The sequence below is a fragment of the Streptomyces sp. NPDC056503 genome (genome assembly GCF_042794995.1).
Lineage (GTDB): Bacteria > Actinomycetota > Actinomycetes > Streptomycetales > Streptomycetaceae > Streptomyces.
Map to the genome: position 1 here is coordinate 25,929 of NZ_JBHTST010000067.1, position 14,880 is coordinate 40,808.

Annotated in this window: 12 protein-coding genes; 10 read left to right on the forward strand and 2 right to left on the reverse strand. The window is 71.2% G+C overall.

From position 1 onward, the window contains the following. Nucleotides 1–13: 13 nt before the first annotated feature. Nucleotides 14–2,029 (reverse strand): hypothetical protein, encoded by a 2,016-nt coding sequence (locus tag ACFQ8C_RS20815; RefSeq protein ID WP_383459517.1) that lies wholly within the window; start codon nt 2,027–2,029, stop codon nt 14–16. A gap of 189 nt (nt 2,030–2,218) precedes the next feature. Here ACFQ8C_RS20815 and ACFQ8C_RS20820 point away from each other — a divergent pair, with 189 nt between their 5' ends. From ACFQ8C_RS20820 to ACFQ8C_RS20840, 5 genes are read left to right on the forward strand one after another with little or no spacing between them, the layout of a single operon-like run. Beyond that, nucleotides 2,219–3,208 carry a hypothetical protein gene (locus ACFQ8C_RS20820; protein ID WP_383459519.1) on the forward strand — a complete coding sequence of 330 codons (990 nt, stop codon included), beginning with the start codon at nt 2,219–2,221 and terminating at the stop codon, nt 3,206–3,208. Nucleotides 3,209–3,245: 37 nt separating this feature from the next. Further along, entirely contained in the window at nt 3,246–5,396 is a 2,151-nt protein-coding gene (locus ACFQ8C_RS20825; protein ID WP_383459521.1) for a hypothetical protein, read from the forward strand. Nucleotides 5,397–5,407: 11 nt separating this feature from the next. Continuing rightward, nucleotides 5,408–7,657 (forward strand): hypothetical protein, encoded by a 2,250-nt coding sequence (locus ACFQ8C_RS20830; protein ID WP_383459524.1) that lies wholly within the window; start codon nt 5,408–5,410, stop codon nt 7,655–7,657. A 23-nt stretch (nt 7,658–7,680) separates the two neighbouring features. Then, nucleotides 7,681–10,065: a hypothetical protein gene (locus ACFQ8C_RS20835; RefSeq protein WP_383459527.1), complete on the forward strand. Its 2,385-nt coding sequence runs from the start codon at nt 7,681–7,683 to the stop codon at nt 10,063–10,065. Further along, a complete protein-coding gene (locus ACFQ8C_RS20840; protein ID WP_383459530.1) occupies nt 10,062–10,979 on the forward strand; it encodes a hypothetical protein in 918 nt (305 codons plus the stop codon). Before ACFQ8C_RS20835 ends, ACFQ8C_RS20840 begins: the two co-directional genes overlap by 4 nt. An 84-nt stretch (nt 10,980–11,063) precedes the next feature. Here the strand turns inward: ACFQ8C_RS20840 and ACFQ8C_RS20845 are convergent, their stop codons facing one another. After that, nucleotides 11,064–11,732 carry a peptidoglycan-binding protein gene (locus ACFQ8C_RS20845; RefSeq protein WP_383459532.1) on the reverse strand — a complete coding sequence of 223 codons (669 nt, stop codon included), beginning with the start codon at nt 11,730–11,732 and terminating at the stop codon, nt 11,064–11,066. Between the two features lie 288 nt (nt 11,733–12,020). Here ACFQ8C_RS20845 and ACFQ8C_RS20850 point away from each other — a divergent pair, with 288 nt between their 5' ends. The 5 genes from ACFQ8C_RS20850 (at nt 12,021) to ACFQ8C_RS20870 (ending at nt 14,815) form a co-directional block, all read left to right on the forward strand. Continuing rightward, nucleotides 12,021–12,356 carry a hypothetical protein gene (locus ACFQ8C_RS20850; protein WP_383459534.1) on the forward strand — a complete coding sequence of 112 codons (336 nt, stop codon included), beginning with the start codon at nt 12,021–12,023 and terminating at the stop codon, nt 12,354–12,356. Nucleotides 12,357–12,469: 113 nt separating this feature from the next. After that, nucleotides 12,470–13,198 carry a peptidoglycan-binding protein gene (locus ACFQ8C_RS20855; RefSeq protein ID WP_383459537.1) on the forward strand — a complete coding sequence of 243 codons (729 nt, stop codon included), beginning with the start codon at nt 12,470–12,472 and terminating at the stop codon, nt 13,196–13,198. A 52-nt stretch (nt 13,199–13,250) separates the two neighbouring features. Then, nucleotides 13,251–13,733, forward strand: a complete 483-nt coding sequence (locus ACFQ8C_RS20860) for a hypothetical protein (RefSeq protein ID WP_383459540.1) — start codon at nt 13,251–13,253, stop codon at nt 13,731–13,733. Nucleotides 13,734–14,012: 279 nt separating this feature from the next. Next, nucleotides 14,013–14,438 (forward strand): aspartate 1-decarboxylase, encoded by a 426-nt coding sequence (panD, locus tag ACFQ8C_RS20865; RefSeq protein WP_351109463.1) that lies wholly within the window; start codon nt 14,013–14,015, stop codon nt 14,436–14,438. A 17-nt stretch (nt 14,439–14,455) separates the two neighbouring features. Continuing rightward, nucleotides 14,456–14,815 (forward strand): GNAT family N-acetyltransferase, encoded by a 360-nt coding sequence (locus ACFQ8C_RS20870; RefSeq protein WP_383459544.1) that lies wholly within the window; start codon nt 14,456–14,458, stop codon nt 14,813–14,815. Nucleotides 14,816–14,880: the final 65 nt, after the last annotated feature.

Consider the following 14,880-nt stretch of genomic DNA (forward strand, 5'->3'; position numbering starts at 1 on the left):
TCGCACAGCTGGTTCAGGCCGGGAGCCGCAGCACAACGATCGGGTCGGTTCCGGGCGTCTCGGGGATGGTGCGGTGCTCTCCGTCCTGCAGGTAGAAGGTGGAGGTGACGGTGTAGTCGGGTCCGGCGGCGACGGCGGACCCGTCGTCGGACAGCGGCAACTGCCATGACGCGCTGGTGGCACGGCCGGGAGCGAAGACGATCTCGTGGGTGGGCGGCTCGCCCGCGGGCACCGGATGGCGGAGGGTGGTCTTCACGAGCTTGACGACCGTGAAGTCCACGAGGTCGGCCACCACCGTCACCTCCAGGACCCGCGACGGTGTCGGCCCGACGTCGAGAGCCTGGGAACCGTCGCCGTCCCTCCAGGGGTCCACGGTGGAGTGCCCGTCCGCGTAGAGGGTCGTCACGCGGTAGCGGAACCGTCCGGTGGCGGCGGGGGCGAGGCCGGTGCGCCACTCCGCCGTGTCGGTCTCGGGGGTGAGCCGTACGGTGTTCCTGGGGGTGCGTCCCGTGCCGTCCTCGGCCTCCAGGTCGACCTGGAAGGCGCTGATGCCGCCGGACCAGCCGGTCGCGCGCAGCCCGAGGGCCAGCCACCGGTCGAAGGGCGCGGGTACGAGGACGGCTCTGCCGGTGTGGGGCGACCAGTCGCGTACCACGGTCTGTCCGTCGGTCATGTCGTAGGCGAGGCGCAGGTCGTAGGGCCGGCTGACGGGCGCGTACACCATCCGCTCGTAGCGCTGACCGGGTCGGGACGCGTCGAGTCTGAGCGTGTCCTCGACGAGTCCGACGCCGTGCTCGGCGTCCTGGTAACGGATGCCGGCCTCGACGTGGTCGACGGTCGACCAGTCGACGGCGGCGGTGCTCAGGTCGACCGTCAGTCGTCCGACGTCGTCGACGCTGAGGAGCACGAACTGGTTGTCGGTGCGCAGCTCCGGCAGTTCCAGTGTGGCGCTGGAGGCGGCGAAGGACACCACCGGGCGCACGCTGATCGTCCTGCCGAGCGCCGGGTCGACCGTCCAAGTGACGTGATCGACGGTGTCGTTGTCGGTGAAGACGGAGTCGTGGCGATGGTCTCCGTAGGAGATCTTGGCGGTGACGGCCGCGATCGTGCCCGCCGCGAAGTCGGCGTTGCAGCGGACCTCGGTGCGTCGTTGCCGGAAGATCGGATCGGAGAGGTCGAGGGCGAGGAAGCAGCCCTCGTCGCGGGTCAGGTCCGGGGGGTCCGGCGAGCCGGCGGCGTCGAACGGCCATGGCAGGCCGGCCGAACCGGTGAACGTGGAGTCGATGTCGCTGGTGGGAGGCGTGCCGTGCGGCGGCAGCCACGGGGCGAGGAACTCCCAGCCCCAGGAGACGAACGCCTCCCGCAGTTCCGGATCGCCGTTCGCGGGCCAGTCCAGGACCTCGACGCCGGCCGCGGACGACTGGGCGAGTGCCTGCCGCGGGTCGGGGAGCGCGGCGGCCTGCGCCCACTGGGCGGTCACGTCGGCGCTGCGGGCGTACGCGCGCACCGTTCCGTCGGGGATCCTCGCCATGGCGCGCAGTCGGTAGGCGGCCTGGAGCGAGGGCTTTCCCGAGCGCAGCGCGTCCCACTCCAGGGCGGCGCCCTCCGGGGTCAACACGGCCTGGAACACGGCCGGGTTGTCCCCGGACAGCGAGGGCTGGACGCGCACCGTCCGCTCGTCGGCCTTCGCCGAGGGGTCGAGGAGTCGCAGGGAGGCCGTTCCGTCCAGCCACAGGGGGGTGACGAGTCGGGGTCCGGCCCCGGTCGTGCCGCCGCCGTGGGCGCGGGCCGCGGCCAGGGCCTCCTCGCGTTCCTCCGGCCGCAGCGCGAGGTCTGTTTGCAGTTCAATGATTCCGCCGTTCAACCTGTCCGTGCCGGAGCGGTACTTGATCAGCGAGAGAACGGCGGCACCGTCGGGTCCCCGGGCCAGCCGGGGGACGGACGGGATCGCGTAGAACGCCTGGTCGAGCTGGTCGTCGGCGTACAGCGACCAGGCCGATCGGACGACGAGTGCGGGGAGCCGGAGCACGATGTCTCCACCTTCTTCCGTGCAGCCAGGCGGAACGCGCTCTACACTCGATTGTGAGCATATCGACCCGAAAGAGGCAAAATGTCCTCTCGCTCCTGCCCTCGGGTCCTCATCGACCGGCGTGACCCTCTGACGGTCCGTCTGCTGCCGGGAGAGCCCGTTCTCGACCTTTCGCCCCAAGGCGTTCCCATGGCCAGTCTGGTGATGGCGGGTGCCTCCGCGTCCCTGCAACTCAGCGCCCACTGGTGGCCGGAACGGGACGAGGTGGACGCCCTGTTGGGGCGGGCCGCCGAGGAGTTGGAAGTCGCGCCGGGCGACCTGATCGTCGCGATCGGCGGTGTGGAGGTCCACGGCGTCACGCTGATCGCTCGGGAGGACGGGGGAGGCGAGTCCGTACTGGCGCACTCCACGTCGTCCGGTGCTCCGCCGTACACGACGCTCCTGACCGCCCCCGTGGAGCCGACTCTGGTCCCCCTCGTGAAGGAGGCCTTCTCCGGATCCCCCGGCAAGCTCCTCGTCCGCTTCGACGCCACGCTGGAGACCGAGCGGGTCCGGCGGGAACTGGACGTCGGCCGGGCGTTGGGCGCCGCGCCCTCGGGCGAGCGCCACACCTTCGCCGTCCCCGATCCGGCAGAGCCCCCCGAGCCCGTGCCGGCCACCCCGGAGGCGTCGCTGCCGCTCCGGATCACGGTCCCCGTGGGGGACCCCCCGGTCCACCGACTGGAACTGTCCGGCACCGACGCGGCGGGGGCGCCCTGGACGGTCCCGATCACCGCCCCGGGCACCGCCCCGGCCCGGCTGCCGGCCGGGGAGAGCCTGCGCCTCACCGTCCAGGGGGAAGACGGATCCTCCTACGAACGCACCGCCGCGCCCGACGCCTCCGGCTGGGTCGTGGACGACCGCGCCCTGGGCGTCGTCACCGTCACCTGCGAGGCCCCCGGCCGGGACCAGGCCGCCGCCGTCGCGATCGAGGTCTGGTACCAGCCGGCGGGCGACGGTCTGCCCGACCATCGCGGCCTCACCCTGACCCCGCCCGCCCGCTCCGTGTCCTGGCGGGTGGCCAGTGGGCGGGACGACCTCGACGGCGAACTCGTCGTCGACGTCTCGGAGACCGACGGCAGTGGCGCGACCGTCCCGAAGCGCACCGTCCGTTCCACCACCGCTCACGTCCGGATCTAGCCGGAGTACCGGCCGGTCCCGGCCCAGGAAGGCCACCATGCTCCAGATCGACAAGGCCCAGATGATCGCCGGTGTGCAGATCTACGGCGACCACGAGAATCCCGCGCTCTTCTACGCGGTGCCGCAGCAGCCGACCTTCCGCTGCGACGCCGAGGGGAACCCCGTCTTCATGTACCTCAAGTACAAGAACGCGAAGGTCAACCCCTCGGGTTCGAACGGGGGCGGCTTCGCGGCCTTCGACACCCAGTTCGCGCTGGACGACGCCACCCGCGCCGTCATCCTGGACCAGCTGCGCGCCCAGGTGGGCGCGGGCCTCGCCGACCGGGTCGGCCTCGGGACCATCACGTGGGCGAACGGCACGGCCCACCTCAACCTGTCCGAGGTCAGCGGCACGCTCGTCAGCAAGGTGTGGAACCCGGTCGGACCCTCCCTGTACGGCGACAACGTCACCCCGTTCACCCTCGAACTGCCGCAGGAGGGCGCCACCCTGTTCGCCGAAGCCCTCCAGGGCAAGGGCGGCATCGTCCAGGTGGCCTACGGGATGAACGGCTGGGTGAAGCTTCCGGCCATCACCGGCTACGGCCACTTCTCGTCGACCAAGTTCCGCTCCTTCGTCCAGGACGCCTCCGACGACGCGGGGTGGGGCGACGACACCTTCTCGAACAAGATCGCCGAGGTGGCGGTGAACACCGACGTGATCGAGACCCACGTGGACGCCGGCACGGGAGCGGACGCCCAGATGGTGGCCCGGGTCGAGGAGAGCATACGGCGGACCGTCCTCGACATCGCGACCAAGCGGATGACGGAACAGATCGAGGGCTACACCGGTGACCGATCCGTCCTGGAGGACTACGAGACGATCCACCGCGAGTACAGCAATCTGCGCGTCGACGACTTCACCATGACCGTCAATCAGCAGACCGCCGTGCTGTGGCCGTTCAACCCTCAGGGCACCCTGCCGAACATCACCAACATGGTCGACAAGAAGGGCAGCCCGGTCCTGTGGGCCGACCACTACCGCGAGATCGACCTGGACGACCCCTTCTTCCGCTCGTTCAGCGTCCCGGTGCGGGTGAACGCCGACTTCGGCGCCAACCGGCCGGTGCACAGCGTGGACGTGCACGTGCAGTACCAGGGCGACAAGCTGGAGTCGGCCGACTACCACTTCGACAAGCCCGAACAGACCGACACGTTCGCCGCCTACGTCAAGGGCGACTCCAAGGAGTTCCAGCACTCCTTCACGGTCAACTACAAGGGCACGTCGACCGTGTACCAGTCACCCCTCGCACCGCACACCGGACCCCTGACCATCAACGCCGACGACCTGGGCGTCCTCGAACTGCACGTGTTGCCCGGCAACCTCGACTTCACGTCCGTGGAATCCGCCACCGTCACCATCGAGTACACGCCCTCCAACGGGCAGGCCATCACGGACCAGGTCGTGTTCACCGCGCAGAACAGCACCGAGCGGGTACTCACCCACGTCATCGGAGAGAAGCGCGACCGGCCCGTACGGTACCGGGTGGACTACCGGACCAAGAGCGACGCCTTCCAGGACGACTGGAAGGAGACGACCGGGAAGCGCATCTACCTGAGCTCGCCCTTCAACGACATGCGCAGGCTCCGGATCGTCGCCGTCGGCGACCTGGCCTCCACGATCGACTCCATCCTCGTCGACGTGCGCTACGAGGACCCCCAGAACGGCTACAGCTGGGCGGCCGACAGCAAGGAGCTGAAAGCGGCCGAACCCTACGGGGAATGGACGGTCCAGGTCCGCGACGCCACGTCCGGCACCCTGACCTACGGCGGCCTGGTGCGCTACAAGAACGGCAGTGTCCGGGACATCCCCGAGACCGTGACCGAAGAGGCGACCGTCGAGGTCGGGGACGTGATCGGGACCGTGATCAGCGTCGTCCTCGCCCCGGACCTCGTCGACTGGGCCACCGTCGAGCTGGTCAAGGTCGTGCTGACCTGCAACGGCGGCGCCCCGGCCCAGGAGCAGGTCAAGAGCGCCCTGGTGCGCAAGGAAGGCACCACACCCCCCGTGGTCTTCTCCCTGCCCGACGCCGCCACGAAGGAGTTCTCCTGGACCGCCACCTACTTCTTCACCGACGGCACCAGCGCCGGCACCGCTCCGGTCACCACCGCGGACACCAACCTGCTGCTGCCGCGTCGCCCCGCCGCCTAGGAGCCGCCGCCATGCTCTCGCTCGCACCGCCGTTCCTGATGGTGAACGGATTCAGCCTCTTCCCGGACCACGCCGACCCGCTCCAGTGGTACTACCTGCCCATGGGGCCGTCGATCGCCGTCCGCAACGAGGGAGGGGCGGCGACTCCGGTCTTCTCCCTGCTGCAGTTCCGCGGGGAGAAGGACGACACCACGGGGGGACTGCTGAACTTCGACGTCGTGCTGGGGCCGCCCGCCGACCGGCTCGACAGCGTCCTCGACGAGGTCGCGGGGGAGATCCAGTCGCAGCTGAACCTGCCCGAGCGCCCGCGCAGACCCGTCCCCGTGCCGCTGGAGGGCGGCACCGTCAAACTGGTCCTCCTCGACAGCGAGAGCGACGGCGCGCCGGACGACTCGCGATTCGTCGAGCGCATCATCCACCAGGCGCAGCCCAGCCTGTACGGGGCGAACCAGGCCGCCTTCTCGGCCGTGCTCGACGCCCGTGGCTCGACCCTGCTGGCGAGCTGCCTGGACGGGGCCGTGGCACCCATCGGCGTGGTGTACGCGCTGGACTTCCTGGGGCTGCGCCCCGCCTACACGGTCACCCTGAACATCCGCTGGGACCAGCTGAAGGAACGCCTCGACAAGACCTTCGGCGTATCCGGCGTGTTCGTCTCCTCGCAGATCACCGAGCAGCTGGACAAGCTCAAGGACGAACGGGTCATCGACATCCAGGACGACCTGTTCGTGCCCGAGGGCGAGGCCGGCAAGTCGGTGATCGCCAGCCACGACCGGGCGGTGTCCGCGGTCTACGACATGATCACCGACTCCTTCTTCGAGGCCGCCCTCGCCCCGCGGCCGGCCCCCGACGGCTGGGACCGCGCCGCCGAGCTCGCCACCGAGTTCGGCCGCGTGGCCATGACCGGCGGCCTGTCCCTCGCCGGCACCTACACCTACCGTCGCATCTCGTCCGTCCAGGAGGTGCAGAAGCGCCTCAACGTCCGCATGGGCGAGCGCACCGCCGTCCGCCGGACCGTCTACCCACAGGGGCACCTGAGCGGCATCGCCGAGCTGATCGCCGCCTCCGGGCGCCCGCAGAGCGACTTCACCCGGCGGGTGTCGATCGACGACCCGTGGTTCGGCCGCCGCAAGGTGAAGGTGGTCTCGCGCGTCGACTTCAACAGTGGATTCCTGACGTCGGTGGGCGTCGACCTGCGCTACGGGGAGGACGGCAAGACCGTGCTCCTCGACGGGCAGAACAACACCGGCGAGGTCGACTGGGCCAGCCGGGTCGAGGGCGGCACGATGGTGAAACCGGTGACCGTGGACATCACCTACCACCTGGCACAGCCTGCCGGCTGGGTCCTCCCGGACCGGCTGACCGTCCACGACACCACCGAGACGGAGATCGCCGAGATCCGCCCCAGCGAGACTTTCAACTTCCGCCCCGTGCTGATCCGCGAGGAAGGTGTCCCCTGGGCCGACTGGCGCTCCGTCACGGTCGAACTGCGCTATCGGGACGCGGCCTCCGGGGTGTCGGGGGAGTACGCCTTCGAGCTCGACGGCAAACAGGGGCTGTGGCAGTGGCCGCGCTTCATCGTCGGCTCCGCACCGGGGACGTACTCCTACCGCCTCACGTACCACGGCATCGGCCGCCCGGACGTGGTGCGCGAGTGGGCGGAGACGGACGAGAACGAGGTGAAGGTGCGCGATCCCTTCCCCGCCACCTACCTCCTGACCGTTCGCCCCCTGGTCGCCTGGACGAACGTGAGCACGGTCCTCGTCGACCTGCTGTACGAGGACCCCGCCCACCAGTTGCGGCAGGAGGCGTCCCTCGAGTTCACCAGCGAGAAGGGCGGAGCCCAGCAGTTCAGCGCAGGACTGCGGGACCCCACCCTGCGCCGGATCACCTACCGCGTCACCCTGCTCCACACCGACGGACACATGAGCACCGTCCCGGAGTCCTCGACCGGACGCCCGACCCTGACCGTCGCCGCCGACATGCCCACCCACCAGGCCGTGGTCGTCCGCGTGGACACGAAGGCCGCGGAGGCGGCCGGCATCCGGGAGACGAAGGTCGAGTTCGCCCAGTCGGGCACGGAGACGGTCACCGCTTCCTACTCCTTCACCCGTGACTCGGGACCGGTCGGGCACGAGTTCGACGTGACGGGGGCACCGGGATTCCGCTACCGGGTCGTCCGGATCGCCACCAGCGGTCTGACCCGGGTCGGGGAGTGGACCGACGCCAATCTGCCCGTACTCGACGTCGTTCCCGGCGCCTGACGGTACGACTGGAGGGCTGCCTCATGCTGCAACTGGGCACCACATCGTGGCTCGTCGACGGCGTGGAGGTGTTCCCCGATCACGCGGACCCGAACCAGTTCTGGTACCTCCCCGCTCCCGTCACGCTGGCCCGGGGCGATCAGGGGCCCGTCTTCACCCTCATCACCTGGCGCGACAACGCCGGCGACGCGGATTCCGTCGGGGGCGGCTTCCTGATGTTCCAGACCGCCCTGCGGCTCGACACGGAGGCGGAGTCACGGCTGAGGAGCCGGCTGGCCGAGCGCGCCCCCGGAACGGTACGGCTGTCCCCGGTCCCGTACGACGAGGGCGACGTCCAGTGCGTCGCCCTGGACGTCCAGGGCGCCGGTGGGACGGCGAACACCCTTCCACCGGGCGCGTTCCGCGCCGTCGAGACGATCCTCGGATCGGCCGTGCCCTCGCTGTACGGGGACAACACGGCCATGTTCAGCCTGCGGCTCAGCGCGGAGGGCGCGACGCTCCTGAAGCAGGTCTTCCGCGCGGGCGGCACCCCCGTCGGCGTCATCTACCGACTGCGGTTCACCGCCCTGAGGCCCGCCCTGTCCGTCACGATCACCGCCAACATGCACCGCGTGTACAGCGAACTGGCCGCCGGGATCGACGCCCAGATCTACTGGGCCCGCGTGGGACTGGAAGCCGCGTTCCAGAGGCTCCGCCAGAGTGGGGTCATCCACATCGACATCAAGGAGTTCACGACCGAGGCGGACAACGAACAGAAGATCCAGTGGGCACTGGACGCGTTCATGAACCGCCTGCTCGGCCACTGGTTCGAACCTTCCCTCAGCCCGCGGGACCTGCCCTCTCCCACCTCCCACCCGGCGACCGGTGCGCCCGTCGGCGGCGCGGCGGGCCCGGTGACCCACACGCCCGCGCCGGCCCTCGGCTCGCCCGCGGCGACGGGCGGAGTGACGTCCCCGTCCCCCACGGGAGGCGTGCTCCCGAAGACCCCGCCGGGTGCCGGACCGGTCGCTCCCCCCGGAGCGGGGCCGGTCACGCCGGCGAAACCCGGCGCCCCGGGCGCCGTACAGCCCCCCGGCGCGCCGGCGCAGCCCGTCGCGGCCGCCCCCGCGATCCCGCAGCCGGTCGTCCCCGTGCCCGTTCCCACCCCGCCGATGCCCCCCACCCCGCCGATGCCCCCCACCCTGCCGACGCCCCCCACCCCGCCGATGCCCGCCACGATCCTCACGCCTCCCGTCCCACCGGCACCCCCGAAGCCGGCCGCGGCTCCCGCGGCGGTCCCGCAGGCCCCGGCACCGAAGCCGCCCGCGGCGGCGGCCGTCCCCGCGGCGGCCGGCGGCGCGAATCCCGCGCTCCTGACCTTCCGGCTGCGCTACGGCCTGCAGATCGAGGACAAGCAGGTCTCGTTCAGCTACGACCGGGCCGAGGCCGTGCAGCGTACCTACTCGCCCCAAGGATTCCTCGGCGTGCTCGCCGCGGACCTGGACGGGCCGCCGCACGTCATCGACGTCGACCTCGACGATCCCTTCTTCCGTACCCTTACGGTGCGACTGGTCGGCGACGTGGACTTCTCCGCGCTCGGCCTGACGAGCATCGCCGTGACCATCCGCTACGGCAGGGCCGAGGACCCCGGCGGAGTACGCTCCTTCGACCGCCTCGCGGACGCCGCCGCCCCGCACCCCGAGCCCGTCGCCTTCTTCCTGGACAGCGCGGCGGACCCCACGTACGCCTACCGCCTCGAGTACCACTTCGCCGCGGAGTCCGGCTGGCAGGGGCGAGAGCTCACCGTGGTGCGAGAGGGCCGCGACGACCAGTACGCCCTGTCCATCGACCCGCACCGCTTCCTGGGCTTCCTCCGGGTGGAGATCGCGCCGCACGACATCGACGCCCAGCTGGTCCGGGAGACCCGGGTCGAGCTGACCAGGAAGGAACCCGACGGCACCGAACTGCGGGACACCCGCACGCTGCTGCCCGCCGATCCACCCTCCGAGTGGAAGGTCCGCACGGCCGACCCGGCCGACCTGACCTACACGTACCAGCTCGTCCACACCATGACCGACGGGTCCGTGATCACCTGCGACCCCGTCACCACGAGTGCCACTCGCCTGGCGGTCAACGACCCCTACCCCGGGCAGCTCGACATCGACCTGGTCCCGGACTGGAGCCCGGCCCCCGTGCAGGCGGTCTTCGTGGACCTGCGCTACGCCGACCCGGCCGCCGGCTACCACCGGGAGCAGCGCATCGAGTTGGACGCCGCGCAGACCGCCACCCACCACGCGCGGTTCGCCCTGCCCGACCCGAAGAAGCGCGAGTTCTCCCATCGCTTCACGTTCGTACGCGCCGACGGCACCACGTCCGCGACGGACTACGTGACGACCGCGGACTCGCTCGTCCTGGTGCGGTCCCCGTGACCGAAGGGCTGCCGCCCGCCTTGCGCCGGGCGCTGACGCTGTTCGGCCCCGAGGCCCGCCGGTGGCTGCCGAGACTCCTGGAACCCGTCATGGCGGCTCCCGGCGGCGACCGGTGGCGGCGCAGTCTGCTGACCCCCGAGCGGTTCCCGGTGGAGCTGAGCGTGTCCACGGCCTCGCCCCGGACCGACCGCTACGCCACGGAGTTCGTCTCCCCGGCCGGCCCCCCGGGGACCAGGCTGGCGGCGGGCCTCGAACGCCTTGAGCGGATCGGGCTGCCACCACCGGACGCCCGACTCCTCGCCCTCCTCCTGGACGCCCACCGTCGCCACCCCGTGGTCTGGGGGACGTGGCTGGCGGGCCGTCACGACACGTGCGGCGACCGCTTCAAGCTCTACGCGGAGGTCCCGAAGACGGCCGCCGTCCCGGTCGAGCGCGAGGTGGCCCGCCTCGTCGGCGCACGGCCGTTCCCGCTGCCCGAGGCCAGGCTGCGCCTGGTGGGCATCGACCTGACGACCGGCGCCGTCGAGCGCTACCACCGGGTGGGTCGCCTCACGGTCGCAGACCTGCGCCTCCTGACGCCGCGCGACCTGGACCCCGGACAGGAGTGCCTCGCAGACGCGGTCCGCGACCTGCTCGGGAGACCGGCCGCCGACGAACTCCCCGGATTCAACGTGAACGTGAGCCTCGCCCCCCGGGCTCTGAGCGTGTCGGCTCCGGCCCTGAGCTGGCTGGGGGCGGACCCCGACGCCCGTACCAGGCTTCTGGCCCACGCCGCCCGGCACGGACACGACCTGAGCCGCTACGCCGCCCTGACCGCGGAGTCCCCCCTGACGCACCGGAACCGCCACGGCATGCTCACCGTGACGGCGCGGCCCGGCCCCGCTGCGCACCTCACCATCGGGTTCAGCCCCTGACCCGGCTCGTCGGCAGGGGGCCGGAACCGATGCGCCGGGGCCGGCCGGCGCCCGACGTCCTCTCGACGGGCGCCTGACGTCCCTTCATCCGCCCTCGGCCTGCAACCCCCTCGCCCGCAGGGCCGTCGCCAGGGCCGCGCGGGTCGCGCTCCCGCAGATGCCGTCCTGTGCCAGGCCCTGGCTGCTCTGGAACGCCGTCGTCGCCGCCCTGGTCTTCGGCCCGTCGAGGCCGTCGACGGCGCCGGGGCCGAAGCCGAGGGCCGTCAGCGCCTCCTGCACGCCGCGCGTCGACCCGAGGTGGAACACCGTCGCATCCCCGCCCCCACCCCCGCCGCCTCCGCCTCCGCCGGGGGTCGGCGGCGACCCGTCCTGGTGGAAGGTGACCGGGGTGACCGTCCCGGTGTTCGCCGTGTCCAGGAAGGCACGGTGCAGATCGACGCCCTGATACCGGCCATCGGGGGCGCCCCCGATGATCTCGACCAGCGCCAGGTGCAGATGCGACGCCGTGGGCGGGAACCGGTGGACGTGCCCGAGCAGGTCCCCCCGGGATATCCGCGAGCCGACGGCCAGCCCCGCCGGGACGTTCGTGAGATGGGTGTAGAAGCCGCCCATCATGTCGTTCGGGGCGCGCATGAACATCTGGGCGCCGTAGACCTTCTCGTTGTCGGCCGAGGGGTCGTGCGGGCTGTACCGGGTGACATGGGCGTCGAACGCGGCGTGGACCGGCGTGCTCGTACCCGCGCCGAGGTCCATGCCGTACTCGATGTACCACTCGGGAGGTTGGTGCCCTCCCGTTCCGGGGCCACCCATATCGCTCGTGAAACCGCTGGGGAACGGATTCGACATGTCAATGGTGAATGCGGACACCTGTCTCGCTCCTTGTTCCGTGGCGACTGCCGAAGCGGCCGGTCCGTTGTTTCCCATTCTCCTGCCGTCCGTCTTCGATGGCGGCTGCAAACAGCTCTCCTGGAACGAAGTCCGGTGAAGGGGAAACGAATTCCTCGGTGGCTGCCGGACCGCGTGGAACCTAGACTGAAGAACATGGCAGAGATCCCCTTCGCCGTCGGCGCCCGCGGCGACGGGCCGGTGCGGATCGACAACGCCTACCTGCCACCCGCCCACCGGGCCTCCGCACACCGTGGCCACAGCGACCGGCACGGGCCGGTGAACGCCGAGGAGGGCCACCAGAACCTGCGGCGTTCCCTCTTCGGCGACCTCGGGGCCGAGACCGACACCTCGTCGACACCGGCCCACCGGCCCGCCGGAACGCCGCGGCCCGCCGACGGCGAGGAACCGGGCGGCCGACGAGGAACCGGGCGGCGGAGTGTGGCGGGTCCACGTCCCCCCGCCCGACTCGGCACGACCGATTCCGGGTGAGAGGGCCACGATCCGGATCGCCGCGACACCACGGGAACGACCGTGCCCCAAGGGTCACCGGTCGGCCCGCTCCACTTTCGGAGGCAAGCATGCCTTGGCCTGAAGCACCGGACATGGAACCCGGAGATGTCGTCAACATCCTCGGCGTCGACCACGTCTTCTACGACGAAGTGATGCGCACCGGCGGCACCATCGCCTGGAACAACCAGAATCCCGGCAACATCGTCCGCTCGGGTGAGGCGGAGAGCTACGGTGCCTACCCCGGAAAGCAGAATGGCGGCTTCGCCGTCTTCCCCGACGAGGCGACGGGCTACGAAGCCGTTCGTCGCTATCTGGCACGACGCGGGGACAGGACGATCTCCTCGGTGATGCACGACTACGCCCCGGCGAAGCACGGTTCCAACGACCCCGCGGCGTACGCCCAGAAGGTCGCCGCCGCCCTCGGCGTCGGAACCGACACGACGCTGGGCTCCCTCGACGACGGCCAACTCGGCGTGTTCGCCTCCGCGATCCAGCAGATCGAGGGATGGCGGCCCGGACTGACCCACGGTCCCGGCGCTCTGCCGGGAGACGTCGCGCAATGGCTGGCCGACCATCCCGACCGCGCCGAACGCGCCGCCGCGGACCAGCCGTTCGCCCGGCGGGGGACCGTGGCGGAAGGGGTCAGGAACATCCAGCGGCGCCTGAACGAACTCGGCCGCACCCCGCCCCTCGACGTCGACGGCAACTTCGGCCCGCGCAGCGACGAGGCCGTGCGCTGGTTCCAGGCGAACCAAGGTCTGACCGCGGACGGCATGGTCGGCAACAAGACGTGGCGGCGGCTCATGGAAGCCCCGGGCTGACCGCACCAAGGACGACACACCAGGACCACGGCCCCACGACAGGAGAAGCACCATGTCAGCCACCGCGACCATCTTCGACGCCTACTGCATCCACGCGGCCACCGGTACCGACGCGTCCGTGAACGAGGCGGTGGGCGCCCTGGCCGGCAAGGTCCCCCTGAACAGCATCGGGACCTCCCTGCAGGACTTCGTCGCGTCCGTTCCCCAGGCCGTCGCGGCGATCGACGCCGCCCGCGGCGACCCCGACAACCTGTACATCACCACGAGTACAGAGGGAGACCTCGCCAACGCGGTCTGGCCCGGCAACGGTTCGACGGGGACGGTCGCATCGGGACAGACCCAGCCCCTGGGCGTGACCGTGCCGGTCGAATTCGTGCAGAACCTCTCCCTGTGGGACTACGACGACGTCTCCAGCGACGACCTGCTGGGCTCGATCCGCATTGAGGAGTCCGAGCGCGGCGAGGGCCCCATCGCCAAACTCGCCATGTCTCCCGTGGAGGGATCCGTCTACTACGTCACCTACCAGGTCGACTAGACCGTGGAGGGCGGCCGGGCCTGCGAGACGTGCGGCACCGATGTGCCGCACGCCGCGCACCCGGCGGGAGGGAGGACGCCGGACCGCGGTGCCCGGAGGCCGCATCGGCCGTGTGACGCCCCCAGGCGGCCGCCGCCGGCTCGAAAGCCCGGGCGGGAAGCCGTCCAGCCCGACCGCAGCGACGTTCCTCACAGACATCGGACGAGGGCGTGGGTGTAGGGTCGAGGCCGCCCTTGACCTGCACGAAGCAGGCAGGGAGCCGTCTCAGAGGAGTCCACAGTGCTGCGCACTCTGTTCAAGTCCAAGATCCACCGTGCCACCGTCACCCAGGCGGACCTGCACTACGTCGGTTCCGTCACCGTCGACGCCGATCTGCTCGACGCCGCCGATCTGCTGCCCGGTGAGCTCGTGCACATCGTCGACATCACCAACGGCGCCCGCCTGGAGACCTACGTCATCGAGGGCGAGCGGGGGTCCGGCGTGATCGGGATCAACGGCGCCGCCGCCCACCTGGTCCACCCCGGGGACCTGGTGATCCTCATCAGCTACGCCCAGATGGACGACGCCGAGGCCCGCGCCCACGTGCCGCGTGTCGTGCACGTCGACGGTGCGAACCGCATCGTGGAGCTGGGTGCCGACGCCTCGGCGCCCGTGCCCGGCAGCGACACGGTGCGTCCGCCGCACGCGGTGCCGGCGGCCGTCTGACCCAGGGAGCGCACGGCATGGCAGAGCAGCAGCCGGTGGAACCGGACATCCGTGACGTCCGGGAGAAGGGGCGCCTGGAGGCGTACGTCGACGAGGTCTTCGCCGGCGTGATCGTCTACTTCGCCCTCGACGAGGAGCCGCACGCCCTCGTCGCCGTCCACACGGTCGTCGACGCCGACCACGAGGGGCGGGGGATCGCGGGCGCGCTCGTCCGCGAGTTCTACGCGATCGCCGCCCGCGAGGGCGTCCCCGTCGTGCCGCTCTGCCCGTACGCCGCGAAGTGGGCCCAGCGGCACCCCGAGGAGGCCCCGCCGCCCTCCGCCGAGGCGGTCCGCGCCGCCAAGCGGCAGCTGGCCGCCACGCCCGGCCTGTGGTGAACCGGCACTCCGGGCGCCGTCCGGCCGGACGGCGCCCGGAGTGTCACCCTGGAGAAGGGGGGAAG

Bases quoted from the DNA above. Each gene is read 5' to 3' on its own strand.
- ACFQ8C_RS20820 (WP_383459519.1), top strand. From the start codon at position 2,219: ATGGCCAGTCTGGTGATGGCGGGTGCCTCCGCGTCCCTGCAACTCAGC.
- ACFQ8C_RS20830 (WP_383459524.1), top strand. From the start codon at position 5,408: ATGCTCTCGCTCGCACCGCCGTTCCTGATGGTGAACGGATTCAGCCTC.
- ACFQ8C_RS20845 (WP_383459532.1), bottom strand. From the start codon at position 11,732: ATGGACCTCGGCGCGGGTACGAGCACGCCGGTCCACGCCGCGTTCGAC.
- ACFQ8C_RS20850 (WP_383459534.1), top strand. From the start codon at position 12,021: ATGGCAGAGATCCCCTTCGCCGTCGGCGCCCGCGGCGACGGGCCGGTG.
- ACFQ8C_RS20825 (WP_383459521.1), top strand. From the start codon at position 3,246: ATGCTCCAGATCGACAAGGCCCAGATGATCGCCGGTGTGCAGATCTAC.
- ACFQ8C_RS20860 (WP_383459540.1), top strand. From the start codon at position 13,251: ATGTCAGCCACCGCGACCATCTTCGACGCCTACTGCATCCACGCGGCC.
- ACFQ8C_RS20855 (WP_383459537.1), top strand. From the start codon at position 12,470: ATGGAACCCGGAGATGTCGTCAACATCCTCGGCGTCGACCACGTCTTC.
- ACFQ8C_RS20835 (WP_383459527.1), top strand. From the start codon at position 7,681: ATGCTGCAACTGGGCACCACATCGTGGCTCGTCGACGGCGTGGAGGTG.
- ACFQ8C_RS20870 (WP_383459544.1), top strand. From the start codon at position 14,456: ATGGCAGAGCAGCAGCCGGTGGAACCGGACATCCGTGACGTCCGGGAG.